Origin of the sequence: Nocardia kruczakiae NBRC 101016 (genome assembly GCF_001612965.1) — a bacterium.
Classification (GTDB): domain Bacteria; phylum Actinomycetota; class Actinomycetes; order Mycobacteriales; family Mycobacteriaceae; genus Nocardia; species Nocardia kruczakiae.
In genome coordinates this window covers 97,943-115,368 of the sequence record NZ_BDBL01000005.1, presented here as the reverse complement: position 1 = coordinate 115,368, position 17,426 = coordinate 97,943, and the positions used below count along the sequence as shown (strand labels likewise).

16 protein-coding genes and 1 tRNA gene are annotated in these 17,426 nt (G+C 68.4%); 6 read left to right on the top strand and 11 right to left on the bottom strand.

Annotation, left to right across the window (positions count from 1 at the left end; all coding sequences use genetic code 11):
• Positions 1 to 80: 80 nt before the first annotated feature.
• Both NK1_RS05110 and NK1_RS05105 read left to right on the top strand, forming a co-directional pair.
• A complete protein-coding gene (locus NK1_RS05110) occupies positions 81 to 1,520 on the top strand; it encodes a GH25 family lysozyme (RefSeq protein ID WP_084460598.1) in 1,440 nt (479 codons plus the stop codon).
• A 217-nt stretch (positions 1,521 to 1,737) separates the two neighbouring features.
• Positions 1,738 to 4,335: a PLL family lectin gene (locus NK1_RS05105; protein WP_063007404.1), complete on the top strand. Its 2,598-nt coding sequence runs from the start codon at positions 1,738 to 1,740 to the stop codon at positions 4,333 to 4,335.
• A 75-nt stretch (positions 4,336 to 4,410) separates the two neighbouring features.
• Here the strand turns inward: NK1_RS05105 and NK1_RS05100 are convergent, their stop codons facing one another.
• The 5 genes from NK1_RS05100 to NK1_RS05080 form a co-directional block, all read right to left on the bottom strand.
• Positions 4,411 to 5,022, bottom strand: coding sequence for a Uma2 family endonuclease (locus NK1_RS05100; RefSeq protein WP_063007403.1), 612 nt, complete (start codon positions 5,020 to 5,022; stop codon positions 4,411 to 4,413).
• A gap of 188 nt (positions 5,023 to 5,210) precedes the next feature.
• Positions 5,211 to 5,296, bottom strand: a tRNA-Leu gene (locus NK1_RS05095).
• Positions 5,297 to 5,403: 107 nt separating this feature from the next.
• Positions 5,404 to 5,718 (bottom strand): integration host factor, actinobacterial type, encoded by a 315-nt coding sequence (gene mihF, locus NK1_RS05090; protein WP_030516894.1) that lies wholly within the window; start codon positions 5,716 to 5,718, stop codon positions 5,404 to 5,406.
• 186 nt (positions 5,719 to 5,904) lie between these two features.
• Entirely contained in the window at positions 5,905 to 6,561 is a 657-nt protein-coding gene (locus tag NK1_RS05085) for a response regulator (protein ID WP_084460597.1), read from the bottom strand.
• Positions 6,558 to 8,033 (bottom strand): histidine kinase, encoded by a 1,476-nt coding sequence (locus NK1_RS05080; protein ID WP_063007402.1) that lies wholly within the window; start codon positions 8,031 to 8,033, stop codon positions 6,558 to 6,560. The genes NK1_RS05085 and NK1_RS05080 overlap by 4 nt, the downstream gene beginning before the upstream one ends.
• Positions 8,034 to 8,205: 172 nt before the next feature.
• Here NK1_RS05080 and NK1_RS05075 point away from each other — a divergent pair, with 172 nt between their 5' ends.
• Entirely contained in the window at positions 8,206 to 9,096 is an 891-nt protein-coding gene (locus tag NK1_RS05075; RefSeq protein WP_063007536.1) for a sterol desaturase family protein, read from the top strand.
• A 28-nt stretch (positions 9,097 to 9,124) separates the two neighbouring features.
• Here the strand turns inward: NK1_RS05075 and NK1_RS05070 are convergent, their stop codons facing one another.
• A complete protein-coding gene (locus NK1_RS05070; RefSeq protein WP_063007401.1) occupies positions 9,125 to 9,508 on the bottom strand; it encodes a hypothetical protein in 384 nt (127 codons plus the stop codon).
• A 3-nt stretch (positions 9,509 to 9,511) separates the two neighbouring features.
• A complete protein-coding gene (locus NK1_RS05065) occupies positions 9,512 to 10,165 on the bottom strand; it encodes a hypothetical protein (RefSeq protein ID WP_157104084.1) in 654 nt (217 codons plus the stop codon).
• Positions 10,166 to 10,456: 291 nt separating this feature from the next.
• On the opposite strand from NK1_RS05065, the gene NK1_RS05060 reads away from it, so the two are divergent.
• A complete protein-coding gene (locus NK1_RS05060) occupies positions 10,457 to 11,809 on the top strand; it encodes a M20/M25/M40 family metallo-hydrolase (protein WP_063007399.1) in 1,353 nt (450 codons plus the stop codon).
• A 33-nt stretch (positions 11,810 to 11,842) separates the two neighbouring features.
• Positions 11,843 to 12,394, top strand: a complete 552-nt coding sequence (locus NK1_RS05055; RefSeq protein ID WP_039778190.1) for a YbhB/YbcL family Raf kinase inhibitor-like protein — start codon at positions 11,843 to 11,845, stop codon at positions 12,392 to 12,394.
• 76 nt (positions 12,395 to 12,470) lie between these two features.
• Here NK1_RS05055 and NK1_RS05050 read toward each other — a convergent pair whose 3' ends face one another.
• From NK1_RS05050 to NK1_RS05035, 4 genes are all read right to left on the bottom strand, one after another.
• Positions 12,471 to 14,303, bottom strand: a complete 1,833-nt coding sequence (locus tag NK1_RS05050; RefSeq protein WP_063007398.1) for an AMP-dependent synthetase/ligase — start codon at positions 14,301 to 14,303, stop codon at positions 12,471 to 12,473.
• Positions 14,304 to 14,510: 207 nt separating this feature from the next.
• Positions 14,511 to 15,605 (bottom strand): quinone-dependent dihydroorotate dehydrogenase, encoded by a 1,095-nt coding sequence (locus NK1_RS05045; protein WP_063007397.1) that lies wholly within the window; start codon positions 15,603 to 15,605, stop codon positions 14,511 to 14,513.
• Between the two features lie 3 nt (positions 15,606 to 15,608).
• Positions 15,609 to 15,899: a DUF5703 family protein gene (locus NK1_RS05040; protein ID WP_063007396.1), complete on the bottom strand. Its 291-nt coding sequence runs from the start codon at positions 15,897 to 15,899 to the stop codon at positions 15,609 to 15,611.
• The gene (locus tag NK1_RS05035) at positions 15,899 to 16,921 is read right to left on the bottom strand and encodes a YncE family protein (protein ID WP_063007395.1); all 1,023 of its coding nucleotides are present in this window, start codon (positions 16,919 to 16,921) and stop codon (positions 15,899 to 15,901) included. The genes NK1_RS05040 and NK1_RS05035 overlap by 1 nt, the downstream gene beginning before the upstream one ends.
• Before the next feature lie 259 nt (positions 16,922 to 17,180).
• On the opposite strand from NK1_RS05035, the gene NK1_RS05030 reads away from it, so the two are divergent.
• Positions 17,181 to 17,426: a hypothetical protein gene (locus tag NK1_RS05030; RefSeq protein ID WP_232329172.1), complete on the top strand. Its 246-nt coding sequence runs from the start codon at positions 17,181 to 17,183 to the stop codon at positions 17,424 to 17,426.

Sequence of the window (17,426 nt, the reverse complement as noted above, 5' to 3'; positions counted from 1 at the left end):
CACGCGACGCATCGGTTTCGATTCAGCTGATCACTCGAGTCGTCGACCACAACCGTCACTTCTCACGAAGGAGGCCGAGCATGGCTATTGCGCGATGGCAAGGTGTCGTCACCGGTCCGCTCGGGAACCGGATGGCGAAGTTCCTGGAGCGCTACCCGCACGCCGACGATATCTACATCACCAGCGGAATGGACGGCGACCACGGCGCGGTGTCGCATCACTACGGACTGACATACTCCGGTTCGCCCACCGCGGCCCTGGACATCGGCGCCGGTGGTCTCACGCCGGCGGGGGCTGTGAAGATGCGCGACTTCGCCAAATGGCTCTACGACAATTACGCGGACTTCACCGTCGAGTTGATCCACTCGACACCCTTCAGCGACGACAACGGCTTCTACGTCAAGAACCAGGTCAAAAATCCGGGTGGCAGCGTGTACGGCGGTCCACAGGCCATCGGGCACTTCGACCACGTCCATTGGGCGACCTCGGCCGATCTGATGACACGACTGGAACAGCGAGCGGGCGAATCCGCGCCGGATCGTGTCCATCCGGATGTCGTCGGGGGAGCGGTCGTCACGCCGGTCGGCGTGGCGAACACCGCCCCGGTCTGGGGATGGGACGCCTCGGACTACGACTGGGATCGCGGTCCCATGAATCTCGTTGCCGCCCGCCGCGACGGCATTTCGTTCTTCACCCACAAATCGACCGAAGGCAGTGATTGGCGGGCCGCACATTTCCAGGACGCGCTGGAACGGGCGCGCGGTGCCGAGATCCCCGTCCTCGGCGCGTATCACTTCCTGTGGCCCGACAACATCGAGCGGCAGGTCGGCTTCTGGATGGACTACGTCGACGAGAAGACCCCGTGGTGGAAAGACGTCCCGTGGATCTGGCAGATCGACGCCGAGCGATCCAAGCCGATGCCCCGCCCACCCAACCCCGATGAGATTCGCCGCGCGGTGGAAACACTGCGGGCACGGATGACGGCCCACAATGCGGTCGGCTATGTCATCGCCTATGCGCCGAGGTGGCTCTACGGGGACACGCTCACCGGCGATTACGACATCTGGAACAGCAACTACGGCGGATCCGGCGCTCCCCGTCCGTTCAAGGAGCAATACCAGGGCGTGACCGACTTCCAGGCGGGCTGGAAGCCCATGTCCGGGCGGAAGCCGAAGATACTGCAGTTCGCGTCGGACGCCGTCGTCGGCACTCAGCACACCTCCTGCGTCGACAAATTCGACGGTGATCTGCACCAGCTCCTCCGGCTGTGCGGCCGCGAACCCGCGCACGTCGACAACACGCTCACCGCCGCGGATATCGCCGCACTGCGTCCCGCCGAGGCCGGGGCTCCTCTGAGCGTGAGTGCCGGCCAGCCGATCGGCATACCGAGCGGCAGCGGTTCCGACGGAATGCCGGGCGACGCCTCGAAGCCGCTCACCGCCGCCGAACAACGTGAACTACTCGAACTGATGCGCCGGCTGGCTCCGCAGACGGACAAGGCGGCGACGAGTCCGAAGTAGGAGCTCGATGAACAGGCGATGCCGCTGCGGCCGGACAAAAGGAGGATTCCGGTAGCGATGGGGCGGAAGGCAGTGAATCCGTGTAGGTGCTGGTCAGCGCTGCGCAGGAACGAGTAGACGCCTACTCTATACGGATCCTGCGCGACGGTGCAGCCTTGGCCGATAGCCCTTCCCGGGGGCTCGGCCTCGGGCTCACCGTCACGGAGGTTCACACGAGATGGCAACTCTCACTTTCGACCGCCCCATCGTCACGCCGCCGGGCACGCCGCTCGGTGGTTCGGTCCACGTAGAAGTCAGCGACAACGGCGATTACTTCGTCAGATTCCACACCCATTCGAGCAGCATTCTCGGGAACTTCGATTTCAACCTGCGCGCCTATCTCACGGCGCCCGGCTTTCCCACGATGGCATTCATACAGAGCGGACACGTCTCCGGAGTCGACAGCTGGGACCGCGAAGAACACGGCCACAATCCTCTGCTCGCGCTGTACTGGCTCCAGCTACAGGCCGCACCCACCTACAGCGTCGCCAAGGACTACAAGTGGGGCGGCGTCGTCGGAACACTCGAAGACTTGGTCGAAGACGTGGTCGATGTCGCGGCCGGTGTCGCCGGCGCCGCGCTCGGTGTCGTGATCGGCGCGACCAGGGAGGCGATCGACTGGCTGGGCGCGACACTCGGACCTGGCGGCACACTCGGTGTCGTCGGAGGGGTCGTGGTGTTCGCGGTCGCGGCCGCTGCCGGTGCCGGGATCGGCGGCGCGATCGTCCTCGGCATCGTCGCGGGCGTCGCCGTCGGCGCGGTCACCAACGCGCTCATCAAGTACCGGCCACTCAACGACGCCGAGATCAGGTTCGCCCGTCAGGTCTACGGCAACTCGATGCCGTACGACAAGGTGCTCATCACCAACCTCGCCGGCCTGGGCGGACGCGCCTTCACCGCACCCGGCATCGACGGCAAGACCTATTGCAACCTCGGCAACGGCTACGACAACCCCCTCGGTCCCGGCGGCAACTCGTACCCGAAGCCGGGGCAGCTCCTCATCCACGAGCTCGCACATGCCTGGCAGATCGCACACGCCGGCTTCCTGCCGGCACTCATGTGCAGCGGCATGGTCAACCAAGCGCAATACACCATGGGCGACAACGTCTATCAGTACGGCTCGGCAGGCCCCGACTGGGCGGCGTTCAACGCCGAGCAACAGGGCGCCATCGTGGACCAATGGTTCGGCGGCACCGACCGCAGCGCTCGGTCCATGGCGATGGACCAGCAGAATCCGTACTACCGCTATATCTGGAACGACATACTCGGCCGCAACCCCACCGACGATCCGCCGGCGAACCTTCGGGCTGCGGCGTCGTCCGGGCTGAGTGTGCTTGCGCCCGAAGGCAATCGGCTGGACGTGTTCTGGCCGCGCCGGGACGGAGCGGTTGGATGGCAGTGGTGGGACATCGCGCCGCACCAGAGTTGGGGCGACCATGGCGTGGTGAACATCGCGGGGGCGGGTGCCGCGCCGGCAGGGTCGTCCGTCGCGGCAGTATCCCGTGAGCCGAACCACCTCGATGCTTTCTGGGGTGGCGCAGACGGCGCCGTCACGACCCAGTGGTCGGCACCCGACGCAGCCTGGGGCAGCCACGGGTCGTTCACGATCACGCCCGCCGGCGCAATGCGGCCCGGCGGTACGGTGGCGGCGGTCGCGCGCACTGCCGACAACCTCGACGTATTCTGGGTCGCCCCGGACGGGGCCGTATGCACTCAGTGGTGGCACGCGGCGCCGGGCCACAGCTGGGCCGATCACGGGGCCTTCCCGATCGTGCCGGCCGGATCGGCGGAGCCCGGGTCGGCTCTGGCGGTCGTCGCTCGCACTCCGGACAACCTCGACGTGTACTGGGTCGGACCGGACGGATCGATTCGCAGCCAGTGGTGGCATGCGGCGCCGGGCCACGGCTGGGCCGATCACGGGGCTTTCGCCGTCGCGCCGGCCGGGTCGGCCCGAGCGGGATCCCCGCTCGCTGTCGTGGCGCGCACTCCGGACAACGTGGATGTGTACTGGGTCGGACCGGATGGGTCGGTCCGCAGCCAGTGGTGGCATGCGGCCCCAGGGCACAGCTGGGCCGACCATGGTTCGTTCGCGATCACTTCCGCGGGTGCGGTCGGCGAGGGCGGTATCGCGGCGACGGCGCGCACGCCGATCAACCTCGATGTGTTCTGGGTGGCTCCGGACGGCTCCGTCGGAACTCAGTGGTGGCATGGAGCCCCGGCGCACGGCTGGGCCGATCACAGTGCCTTTCCGATCGCACCTGCGGGCTCCGCCGACCCGGCATCACCGATCACCTGCGCCGGTCGTCTCGCTCGTCACCTCGATGTGTTCTGGGTACGCCCGGACGGGGCGATCGCTACACAGTGGTGGGACGCGGCTCCGGATCAGGGGTGGAATCACGCACCGTTCGCGATCACCGCCGCAGGTGAGGCCCCCGTGCCACACGCGCCCCATCTGATCACGACCCTCGAAGCCGTCGGCGTGGACTTCAGCGTGCCGAGAAACGACCTCGTCCAATGGCTCGAGGATCCGGAGTTCACTCCGTATCCGGCAGTGGCGGCTGCGCTGATCGCCCGGCTCGGCCCACGCCGTCTGCGCAAACCCGTCTACCTCGACGTCATTGTCTTCTACTACGAGAATTCGCTGGGAAATCCGGCGCCCCGCAAGCCGCAGGACGTCGAGACCACCGTGCTCGAGGAGGCCGTGATGAAAGGCTTCGAGGTTCGATACGACGAGCCCGTCGACAAATTCGACGACGTCCTTCTGCCCGCGGGCTGATCGCGAAAATCCAACGTCGCGTACATCATTCGGCCCGCGGACTCGCGTTGTGTGGCGTTCTGTCTGTGGCCGGGGTCAGGGGCGGTGGAGCGCGTCGAAGGTGATGGCGAGTGTCACCGGAGTGTCGAGGACCAGGGCGGTGCGGTGGACTTTATGAGGCATGTATCGCAACCCGGACCAGTCGAGGCGATACTCCTCGATGCGGTCGATTGTCTCCCAGCTTTTGTCGAAGTGGACGATCAGGTATGCGGGTATGCCGGAGCGCGCGTAGAGCTTGTGTTTCTCGCTCGTATCCGTGTCGACGGTGGTCTCGGAGACGACTTCGACGATGAGGGCAATGTGGTCGCGGACGGTGTTGACGTCGTACGGTTCGCAATCGCGGACGAAGATGTCCGGATAGCGGACGTTGAGCCGGTGATCGGTTCGCCGATCGTCCGCGTCGGCGAAACGGACGGCGACGTCGGAGCCGACACGCAGGCATGGGCCCGCAGGGTCACGAGCGTCGTCCAATGCCGTCGCCAGTCGGCGCACGATTCGGCTGTGCGCCTCGCTCTGGGCCATCAGTCGCACCACGAGGCCGTCGACGATCTCGACGTCGCCGAACGTACTGCTGAAGGCGTCGGGCTCGGTACCCAGAAACTCCTCGGCCGAGATTCGCGGATGCGCGCCGGGATTCGATACCGTCACAGTCAACTCCTCCGGGTGATTCGTCCGCTCGAGCCTACGACACCTGACGCAGGGAAGGACCGTGCGCGACGGCAGACGACGAGATGAGGGGATCTACCCACGAAGTCGGCCCGACCCGATAGAATGACGGGAAATAGATAACCCCCGGCCGAAGCCGGGGGTTATCTGTAACTCTGAGTTACACACAGTGTCCGGAGGGGGACTTGAACCCCCACGCCCGTTAATAGGGCACTAGCACCTCAAGCTAGCGCGTCTGCCATTCCGCCACCCGGACCGGTGGTGCTCAGCAAGGTTAACGGATCTCTCCGCGAGGTCCAAATCACGGGTGTCCGTGCAGGTCCCGGACTCGCGGGTGACTGCTGAGCGCCGCCTTCGGGAGGGCTAGTTCGTCAACGCCTCGAGCAGTGCGGCACGCTGACGGGACCCCAGGCCGCCGATACGGCGGTCGACCGGAATATCGGCTTCGTCCATCAGCTTTGCCGCCTTGACCGGCCCGATACCGGGCAGGGCCTTGATGACCGCGGCGACCTTCGTCTTCTTGACCAAGTCCTCCTTGTCGGCACGCTCGAGCACCTGGGCCAACGAGACCGAGCCCTTGCGAATCTGCTCGATCAGTTCCGACCGCGCCTTACGGACCGCGGCCGCCTTGGCCAGCGCTTCGGAGCGTTGCTCGGCGGTCATGGTGGGAAGTGCCATGTCTCTAACCTTTCACTCGTTCGCTGGAACCTCAACGGCACCGATTGAACATCACCGGCAGCCCGGTGATGGGTCGACACACCGCGAGGATAATCCCGGTTCGGCGGTGGTGCCGGGGGTTCGGATACCCGAGATGCGGGAAATTTGCCACGATTCGCCCACGTCGCCGGGGTGCTCGGCGGACGGCTAGCGGCCCGGCGATCGCACCAGGCCGTGCCGGTAGGCGTACACGACGGCCTGAATGCGGTCGCGCACTTGCAGTTTCGCCAGAATCCGGGATACGTGGGTTTTCACGGTCTCCTCACCGACACCGAGAGCGGCCGCGATTTCGCCGTTGCTGCGGGCATCGGCGAGCAGGAGGAGAACCTGCTGTTCCCGGGCGGTCAGGGCGTGATCGGGCGGCGGCGCCGGGGCCAGGGTATCGGCGAGCCGTGCGGCCAGGCGGCGCGTCATCGACGGGTCGATGATCGCGTCACCGCGCACCGCCACCCGGATCGCCGCGATCAGCTCCTCCGGCGGCAGCGTCTTCAGCAGGAATCCGCTGGCACCGGCCTGCAGGGCGCGCGCCAGGCTCGCCTCGCTGTCGTAGGTGGTCAGCACCAGCACGCGGGTGCCGCCGGCCGCCACGATGGCCCCGGTGGCCGCCAGACCGTCGAGTTTCGGCATCCGGATATCGAGGATCGCCACGTCGGGTCGTAGCCGCGCGGTCTCGGCGACGGCGCTGCGGCCGTCGCCCGCCTCGCCGACGCATTCGAGATCCGGGGCCGCATCGAGGACGGCTCGCAGTCCGGATCGGAACATCGCGTGGTCGTCGGCGATGAGGACCCGGACCGGGCCGGTCACGACCGCCCGCCCGGGAGCCGGACGAGGACGCGCCAGCGGCCGTCGGCGACGCCGTGGTCCACGCTGCCGCCGAAGAGCTCCGCGCGCCGGCGGATGCCGTCGAGTCCGCGATGCACGCCTGTGGTCGTCTCCGGCGCGGCATCGCCCGGCCGGGCGACGGGGCCGCGGTCTCGCAACGGCGCTCGCCGGCCGGAACGGAACCTGACCGTGGCCGGTGTGGTGGCGCGGACGGTCGCGCGCTCACCCACCGGGAAGCGCACCGCATCCGGCCCGTGCGGAGTCGCCGCCGAATCGAGCGGACCCGTTACCCGCCCCGCTGGTACGCAAGGTGCGGAGATGTTCGAATCCTCTTCGCCGGCAAGAGGATTGGACTGTTCGATCTCGATCCCGGTGCCGTCGTTGCGGACCGTCAGCCGCGCACTGCCGGCGCCGTGGCGCAGGGCGTTGGTGAGCAGTTCCTGCACGATCCGGTAGACGGTGATGTCGAGCGAGCGGGGGAGTTCGGCGCCGCTGGTGGTGACGGTCAGATCCAGGCCCGCGCCGCGCACGCGGTCGACCAGAGCGTCGATATCGGCCATACCGGGCTGGCGGGCGGCGTCCTCGCGGCCGTGCAGCAGATCGAGCTGACGGCGCAGATCCACCATCGCCGCGCGGCTCTCCGATTCCACGGCCGACAGTGAACGTGTCGCCGCGGCGGTGGCCGCGCCACTTCCGTGCAGTGCCAGGCGCGCCGCGCCCGCGTGGATGCCGATCGCGCTGACGTGATGGGAGATGACGTCGTGCAGATCGCGGGCGATCGCCTCGCGCTCGTCGGTCAGTGCTCGTTCCAGCGCGGTGCGTTGCTGCTGGCGAGCAAGCCGTTCGCGCTGCTCCAGTTCTGCGATATAGGCGCCGCGACCTGCGGTGTAGCGGCCGACCAGCCACGGCACGACGCCGCTGGAGATCGCCGAGGTGAGCAGCAGGCGCCAGTCCGCCGCCGGCGCGCCGCCCGCGATCAACGGCGCACCGCACGCACCCAGCACCAGCACGGGCACCGTGACCAGCGACGCCCGGCCCGACAGCCAGGCACCCGCTCGATAGCCGGCGACGAGGAAACCGACGTCTGCCACCCGGACGGGCAGCCCGTGCCGGTGCAACAGCACCGTGACCGCCAGCCGGATCAGGACCTGGAGGACGGCGACGACCGCGGCCGTTGCCGGTGGCGCGGCGAACGCCAGATCGGCCACCACGATGGCCACCAGGACCGCGCTTGCCGGGCCGGGCGCCACCGCGAAGATGCCGGAGAGTGCGAAGACGACCGCGTCCACCAGCGCCGCGACCACCGCGACCGCCACCGATTGCCTGGTCAGCGACCGGCGCACCGCCCGCAGTTCACCGCCCGGCAGCCCCGCCGCGCCATCGGCCCCCGGCTGCCGTGGGGTACGCCGCAGCAGCGCCCACGGGCTCGGCGACGCCGCTCGCTCCCACAACACACCGCGACGATACCGGCGCGGGGCGGGACGGCGAGTCCCTCGGCCGGGGGATCCGCGGTCCCTCTCGGGCCCGATGTTCGGGCTGGTCGGCGGCATTACCGTCGCTGTGGCACGCCGCGACGACACTCGGTTCCCGCGGGCGGCCGGATCACGGATCGGGACAGGAGTTCGGATGAACAATGCGGACCTGGCGCTGTATGCGGTGCCTGCCTTCATCGCGATGATGGGCGTGGAGTGGTGGGACGCGCGCCGCGATCCCGATCGCGCACCCAGCGCACGCTACGGGCGCGAGGCGGCCACCAACTGGGCCACCTATGCGATCGGCCAGCTCACCAAGCCCCTGCTCCAGTATGTGCTGCCGTTTTCCACCATCGTGCTGGCCGCCTCGTGGACACCGCTGCACCTGTCACCGCGCGATTGGTGGGTCTGGCTGCTGGGGCTGGTGGTCACCGATTTCTGCTATTACTGGGCCCACCGGGCCGACCACCGCATCCGGTTGCTGTGGACGGCGCATTCGGTGCACCACTCCAGCACCCACTTCAATCTGACGACCGCGATCCGGTTGCCGTGGCTCAACCCGATCGCGTCGATGACGCGCAGCCTGGCGTGGGTGCCGGCCGCGCTGCTGGGCTTCCCCGCGTGGATGATCTTCCTGCTGAACACCCTCGGCCTGCTGTATCAGTTCCCGATCCACACCCAGCGCGTCCGAAACCTCTGGCGCCCGGTCGAATTCGTGTTCAACACCCCGGCCCATCACCGCGTGCACCACGGCTCCAACCAGCCCTACCTCGACACCAACTACGGCGGCGTGTTCATCGTCTGGGATCGCATGTTCGGCAGTTTCGCCGCCGAATCCGAACCCATCCGCTACGGGCTCACCCACGACATCGGCACCGGAAATCCGCTGAAGGTCAACTATCACGAATTCGCGGTTCTGCTGCGTGATGTGCGCGACGCCCGCACCTGGCGCGGGCGGCTGGGTTACGTCTTCGGCCCGCCCGGCTGGCGCGAGCACACCGGCGACGCAGCAGCGCACCCCGAGAAGTCGCCCGTCCCGGCCTGATTCGCCGCCGTGCCCGATGGTCGACAACTCAGAGTTCTACGGCACCTTCCACGGCGCCGGCGTCGGGCGGCGCCGGCGCAGCCGGACGGGAGCGGCCCGCCAGTGTCACCGCGAGCACGACAGCGGTCACAAGCACGATGTGGGCGGCGAACATCACCAGAAACGGCAGGACGAACCCCTCGTCGGTCAGGGCGCCGCGCTCGCTCACGCAGTACAGCGTGTAGTTCACCGATGTTCCCTCGGAATCGTGGAAGGTGTCCGACACCACCATCGGATCGGGGTAGGGGGCCGAGCAGAACAGCGGCGCGGTGAGGCGGGCTTCCCCCGGCCAGATCGCAAGCGGCAGTACGAAACTGATCACGCTCCCGGCGCCGATGCCCGTCGTGACGGCGGATATGAGCGGTTTGGCCATGATTCACGCCTTGCGGATTCGGAGGAATTCGCCGGTGGCGTCGAATTCCGCGATCGTTTCCGAGCGCGGGGAAACGACGTTCGCGACGATGCGGATCTCGCGGCCGAACCTGCTCACCACGATGACCGGCACCGTGCCGTCGGTCAGGCCGCTACGCACGCGGGCGGTGTCGACGATCGCTTCGATGCGACCGAGCCCGGGTACGTCGCTCACGGCGAAGCAGTCCCCGTCGAGATCGTCGAACGCCGACACCCGGACCGGTGTCGGCGCGCTGAGCGCACCGAGCATGAAGGAATAGTCGTCGAGCTCGCGGGGCCGTTGCATGGTGCGAACGCGCAGGCGCACAGCAGGATTGCGGGCCGCGAATTCGCCCGGATCTGCCATGAAGTTCGTCACCTGTGCCGGTTGGTCGGCCAGGACGAGCCGGAATCCCGCGGAATCCGGGGCGGTCAGCAGGATGACATTCGCCTGGAAGTCATCGGCACCCAACCGCTTTCGCAACGCGTCGACGGCGGCGGCCGGCAATCCGCTGATCAAACCGCCACCCCGGGCACGGATCTGCTGTTCGAAGTCTCCGCGTTCGACTGCGCCGACGCAGCCACAGGCGACCAGAACCACCGAGCACACCGCGGCTCGAAGCCACCTACGTCGGCGCATACCGGAATGGTATGCGCCGACGCCGAAATCCGCGCGCCCGAAATGTGAAGAACGCGCCTGCCTCGGAAACACGAGCGCCGCGCGGGACGCCCGGCCCGACTCCCGCCACCGTCGAACCGATGGGCGGTTGCCGCAATTCGATCGGCGAGATCCGAAAGTGTCGGACCGGTCGCGGTGCGGGCTTCGCGGCCGCGGCGTCGGTGTGCCGAGGCGGCGGTCACCGGCCGAGTTCGCCGGCCGCCGCGAGTCGGGCGTCGTTCGCCGAGTCGCCACCCGTGGTAGGAAAGGGGCGTGACAGGTGTACAGCGCGAGTCCTCCCGCTCCCGGGCGGAAGCCGAAGTGGTCGAGTTGGTCAGCACGCTGATCCGTTTCGACACCTCCAACACCGGGGTGCTCGAAACCACCAAGGGCGAACGCGAGTGCGCGCAATGGGTGGCCGATCAGTTGCAGCAGGCCGGGTACACCACCGAGTACGTGGAGTCGGGCGCGCCGGGACGCGGAAATGTGTTCGCGCGCTTGCCCGGAGCCGATCCCAGCCGCGGGGCGCTGATGATCCACGGGCATCTGGACGTGGTGCCGGCCGAGGCCGCGGACTGGAGTGTGCATCCGTTCTCGGGTGCGATCCGCGACGGGTACGTGTGGGGCCGCGGCGCGATCGACATGAAGGATATGGTCGGCATGATGCTGGCGGTCGCCCGCCAGTTCAAGATCGAGGGCACGGTGCCGCCCCGCGATCTGGTCTTCGCCTTCCTCGCCGACGAGGAGAACGGCGGCAAGTGGGGCTCGCAGTGGCTGGCCGACAACCGGCCGGACCTGTTCGAGGGAATCACCGAGGCGGTCGGTGAGGTCGGCGGCTTCTCGCTGACCGTGCCGCGCCGCGACGGCACCGAGCGGCGGCTGTATCTGGTGGAGACCGCGGAGAAGGGTCTGGGCTGGATGCGGTTGCGCGCCAAGGCCCGCGCGGGCCACGGTTCGTTCCTGCACGACGACAACGCGGTGACGATTCTGGCCGAGGCGGTGGCGCGGCTGGGTAAGCACACGTTCCCGCTGGTGCTGTCGGATTCGGTGGCCGAATTCCTGGCCGCGGTCAGCGAGGAGACCGGCATCGAGTTCGATCCGGACAGTCCGGATATCGAGGGGCAGCTCGCGAAACTGGGCACCATCTCCCGCATCATCGGCGCGACGTTGCGCGATACCGCCAATCCGACCATGCTGCGCGCCGGCTACAAGGCGAACGTGATTCCGCAGACCGCGGAGGCCACCGTGGACTGCCGGGTGGTGCCAGGCCGGCAGGCGGCCTTCGAACGCGAGGTCGACGAGCTGATCGGCCCCGATGTGGAGCGGGAATGGATCACCAAACTCGACTCCTACGAGACCACCTTCGACGGCCATCTGGTCGACGCGATGAACGACGCGATCCTGGCCCACGACCCCGACGGCCGCACCGTGCCCTACATGCTGTCCGGTGGCACGGATGCGAAAGCGTTCGCGCGCTTGGGAATTCGGTGTTTCGGCTTCGCGCCGCTGCAGTTGCCGCCGGACCTGGATTTCTCCGCACTGTTCCACGGCGTGGACGAACGGGTGCCGGTGTCGGCGCTGGAATTCGGCGCTCGCGTCATGGAGCATTTCCTGTTGCACAGCTGACGATCCGCTCGACTAGCAGAAAGGACGGTCCTCGTGCCCGACTATTCCTACAATCCCTATGCGGCCTTGCCGCAGCTGCCCGAGTTCACCCTCACCTCCACCGATGTCACCGACGGACAGCCGCTGGGTAACGAACAGGTCAGCGGGGTGTTCGGGGCGGGCGGCCGAGATATCTCCCCGCAGTTGTCGTGGAGCGGGTTCCCGGCGGAGACCAAGAGTTTCGCGGTCACCGTCTACGACCCCGACGCACCGACCGGCTCCGGCTTCTGGCACTGGGCCGTCGCCGACATCCCGGCGTCGGTGACCTCGCTGGAATCCGGTGCGGGCAGTGCCGGTGAGGGCAGCGAAGGCGGCGCACTGCCGAGCGGTGCGGTGCAGCTGCGCAACGATGGCGGCTTCGCCGGATTCGTCGGCGCCGGCCCGCCGCCCGGACACGGCTACCACCGCTACTTCATCGTGGTGCACGCCGTGGATGTCGAATCGCTGGGCATCGGCGCGGACGCGACCCCGGCCTACCTGGGCTTCAACCTGTTCTCGCACGCCATCGCGCGCGCGACCCTCGTCGGCACCTACGAACAGAAGTAGCCGGTCGAGCGGTGGGGTCTTCGGTATCACCGAAGACCCCACCGCCGTGAAAAAGACTGCGCCCGAAGCGATTCGGCTAGAGGTTGTGTACGCCCTCGGGGACCGGATCGGTGTAGAGCTCGGCGATGTCGGCGGCGTATTCGGCGGCGATCGGTGAACGCTTCAACTTCAGCGTGGGGGTGAGTTCGACGCCACCGGGTTCCCAGGCTCGTGCGAGGATGCGGAAACGCTTGATCTGCTCCACCCGGGACAGTTTCGCGTTGCCGGCGACGATGGCGCCGCGCACTTCCTCCAGGATCTGCGGATGGCTGGCGAGGGTGTCGAGATCGGCGTCGGGGATGCCCAGCGCCTTCGCGCGCACGGCGGCGGTGTCGGGATCGAGCACGACCAGCGCGGCGATGTAGGGGCGCGAGTCGCCGATGGCGACGATCTGGCCGACCAGCGACGAGGCGGCCTTCACCGAATTCTCGATATTGGTGGGGGAGATGTTCTTCCCGGCCTCGGTGATGATCAATTCCTTCTTGCGGTCCACGATGGTGACGTAGCCGTCGCCGTCGATGGTCGCGATATCGCCGGTGTGCAGCCAGCCGTCGGAATCGATGGCCTCACTGGTCTTCTCGGGCATCTTGCGGTAGCCGTGGGTGACGATGCCGCCGCGGATGAGCAGTTCGCCGTCGCGGTCGAGCCGGATCTCCACCCCGTCGACGGCCCGGCCCACCGATCCCGGGCGCGGCTTGTCGAGTTCGGTGAAGGTGCCGACGCCGGTGGTCTCCGACATACCCCACACCTCGCTGACCGTGAATCCCAGTCCCAGCAGGAATTCCAGTGTCTCGGGCGGAATCGCGGCCGCGCCGGAGGAGGCGACCTTCAACTCGTCCAGGCCGAGGGTGGCGCGCAACTTCGACAGCACCAGCGCATCGGCGAGTTTGTGCTGTACGGCCAGCAGCGGGCCGCCGTTGCCGCCGGCCAGCCGCGCCCGGGCGGTGGCCACGCCGACGCCGATCGCCCACTGCGCCAGCGCCTTCTTCACCGGGCTGGATTCGGTGGCGATCGCCGCGTCGACACCGGCCTTGATCTTCTGCCACACCCGCGGCACGCCGAAGAAGAAGGTGGGCCGGGCATCGGGCAGGGCGGCGGCGATCTCGCGCGGATCCGGCACACAGGTGATGGTGACGCCGGTGAACAGGGTGAGGCAGTGCCCGGAGATGCGGTCGGCGACATGGGCGGCCGGCAGGTAGGACACCGCCCGGGCATCGATATCGGCGACGAGGGCGCCGTTGGTGAGCGCGACGATCTGGGCGACGACATTGGCGTGGGTGATCTCCACGCCCTTCGACGGCCCGGTGGTGCCGGAGGTGTAGATCAGAGTGGCCAGATCGTCGGGCCGCACCGCCTGCCAGGCGGCGTCGAAATCGAAATCCTCGGCCGGATCGTTTTCGACCTGCTCCAGGGTGAGACCGCCCTCGGGGGCGGCGCCGTCGACGACGATCACGTGCTCGAGTTTCGCTCCGGACGCGGTGATCGGCGCGAGGAAGGCCTGTTCGGTGACGACCACGCCGTTCTCGGCATTGCCGAACACGTGCGCGATCTGTTCGGGAGAGCTGGTGTTGTACACCGAGAACGGGGTGGCGCCCAGGTGCAGGATCGCGGTGTCGACCAGGTTGAACTCGGGCCGGTTGGTGAGCATGATCCCGACCGTGTCACCATGCGCGACACCGAGTTTCGCCAGGCCGGCCGCGATCGCGCGCACCCGGCGCGCGTAGTCGGCCCAGGTGATCTGCTGGGTGCCGCCGACGGTCCGCAACGCGACCTGGTTCGGGCGCAGTGTCGCCGTCTGCTGGAAGGCCTCGGGCACGGTGCGGACCGTGGCGCCGGTGTGGTGGGTGTAGCCGATCTCTGCTGTGGTCATATCCCTTGTTCCCGGTCAGTGCACGAACATCACGTCTGGGACGTGATGCGGATCACCCATCCTAAACGTCAAATCGGACATTCGGGGGGCTCTTCCGGCCGGTAGCAACCGGCCCCGCGCACCGGAAAGAGGCCGCGGCAGTGTGACCGGCGAGCAGTGTGACCGGCGAACGGTGGGATCGGGGCGAGCGGGCGGGATCGGCTCCCCTCAGGCGCGGGCGGTGTGCGCCGCGCCGACGGCCTCGGCGAGACTGCGGTATCCGTCCGCGCGCAGGCGGGCGGCGATGCCGCGGTGCACGGCCCGCGTCCAGAACGGCCCGCCGTAGATGAACCCGGTGTAGCCCTGCAGCAGCGAGGCCCCCGCGAGGATGCGTTCGTAGGCCTGATCGGCGTTCTCGATCCCACCGACCGAGATCAGCACCAGCCGGTCCCCGACGCGGGCGTAGAGGCGGCGCAGTACTTCCAGTGAGCGGTCGGCGACCGGCGGTCCGGACAGTCCGCCCGCACCCATCGCGGTGACCTTCGCGGCCGCGGTGGCCAGTCCGTCACGGCGAATGGTGGTATTGGTGGCCACGATTCCGGCGAGACCGAGTTCGACGGCCAGGTCGGCGACCGCGTCGATGTCCTCGTCGGACAGGTCGGGGGCGATCTTGACCAGCACCGGTTTGGGTTCGGCGCCGGCCGCGACACTGTCGAGCACCGCGCGCAGCAGCGGGCGCAGCGATCCCACGGCCTGCAGATCGCGCAGGCCGGGGGTGTTGGGGGAGCTGACGTTGACCACGACGAAGTCCGCGAGCGGGCCCAGCAGCCGGGCGCTGAGGGCATAGTCCTCGGCGGCGTGTTCGGGCTCCACGACCTTGGTCTTGCCGATGTTGGCGCCGATGGGCACGCCACCGCTGCGGCGTGCGGCCAGCCGTTCCGCGGCCGCGGCCGCCCCGTGGTTGTTGAAGCCCATCCGGTTGATCAGCGCGTGGTCGGCCGGCAGCCGGAACAGTCGCGGCGCCGGATTACCCGGCTGCGCCTGCGCGGTGACGGTGCCGATCTCTGCGAAGCCGAAACCCAGTGCGCCCCAGGCGTTCACACCGGCGGCGTCCTTGTCGAACCCGGCGGCCAGGCCCAGCGGCGCCGGGAAGTCGACGCCGAAGACGGTGGTGGAGAGGATCGGATCAGCGGCCGCGGTGAGCCTGCGGGCCAGCCATCGTGTCGGCGGGAAGGCGGTCGTGAGCCGGATGACAGTGAACACGAGGTGGTGGATACGCTCGGGCGGCACCAGGAACAGCAACCGCAGGAATAAGGAATACATCCCTCACATCCCCGTTTCGGTCACGGGGAAGCTGGTTTTGCGCCGCCGCAACAACACTCGCCGGCTGCCGTCGGTGTAGGCCCGCACTCGCGAGAGCTCCCAGCCGCCGAATTCGGCCTGGATGGCCAGGCGCATGGACGCGGTGACCCGATTCACGTCCGGGGGTAGTCGTAGCGGCACGTACTCGTATTCTCCTTCTTCGCTGGTCTCCTCCCATCCCGGGGGAATCGACCCTCTGCGCCGGTCATGGTGTGCGGCGCCGGACGCCGACTCGTATCGAGGCGCTCGAGCCATCACTGACCTCTCTTCCTCTGGTCCGCACCGATGCGTTGCAGACCGTCTCCGGTTGCCGACCCGACGAACATGTCGCCGGTGCGGCTGTCGATCGTCAGCGAATTGGGCTGGCGCACCGTCGCGAAGCGACCCACTTCCTCCGGTATACCGGTCGACAGATCGAAACCGACCACCTGGTTGCTTCCGCTCAGGGTGAGCCATACGGTGTCGGACCGTTCATCGTAGGCCAGCGCATAGGGAGACGGCCCGACCGGGAAGCGCTGGCGCAGCAGCAGCGGATCGGCCGTGTAGACCAGTAGCGCGCCGCCGGAGGTGTCGGTCGCGAGCAGGCGGCCGTAGTGATCGCTGATGAGGTGGGTGGCGCCGAGGCCGGCACGCAGAGCCAGACCGGGGCGGTCGCGATCGAGGTCCAGCTCGGTGAGGGTGGTCTGGTCCAGATCCAGCGCGGCCACCGCATCGGCCGTGGCGGTTACCGCATCGACGGTGCCCAGGCCGCTGACGGTGCGCTTCGGGTGCCCGTCGGCATCGAGGATCTGCACGCGGCCGCCGTCGAGCCCGGCGACCAGGCTGCCGTCGCCGCGGCGGGCGATCGCGCGCACGTCGCCGTCGACGGGTACCGGGCGGACCGCGGCGGTGGCGATATCGACGCGCAACACCTCGCGCCCGGCGGCTACCAGCACCTCACCGGGGGCGCCGAGCGCGAGACCGGTGGCGTGCGCGGGCAGGGTGACCGACCGCGCGGCAGCGGGATTCGCCGGGTCGACCAGGCGCAATCCGAGCCCGTTGGGATCGAGCGCCACGACCCGGCCGGTAGTGGGTTCGGCGAGCAGCGAACCTACCGGCCCGAAGGCGGTGACGGCTCCGGCGGGCGCGGCCGTCGTCGCCGGCGCGGCGGCGGCGGTGCCGGGAGCACCGGCCGCGGGAGAGGTCGCGTCGTCGCTGTGGGAGGAACAGCCCGCGACGAGCACGACGGCACCGGCGGCCGCGAGGACGGCACTCAGTGCCGACCGGTTACCCCGCATGCTCCGAACTCCTTCGTGTGACTCATGCGTACTGTTTCATCTGACCATGATCGGACACGCGGCCCGGTCACCGGGGTGGTTCCGGCGTGGCACGCACCTCACCCGTTACCGTGGGTACCTCGCATCGGACGTCGAATCAGGGGAGTCTCGGTTGGAAACAGACCGCACGTCTGAATTCACACTTGAAGATTTAACCGTTGGTCCGTTCGCGCACGGGTTCGGCCGAACGGCCGAGGGGCAGCCGTTCGCCTTCCGTACGGTGCGCTCCACTCTCACCCTGGAGATCTACCGCGCCGACGCCACCACTGACGTGCCCGGCCCCGAGGATGTGGTGGCCGTGGTCGAGGCCGCCGTCACCGATATCGACCTCGACGACGCCCGCAGCGTGCGCGCTCTGGTGCGTGATCTGGTGCCGACCGCCGTGCCGGTATCCGAACAGCGCGGCGCGACCACGACGGTGCGTGCCTTGCTGAACCGGCTGAGCGCGGTGATCGAGGGCCGTTGA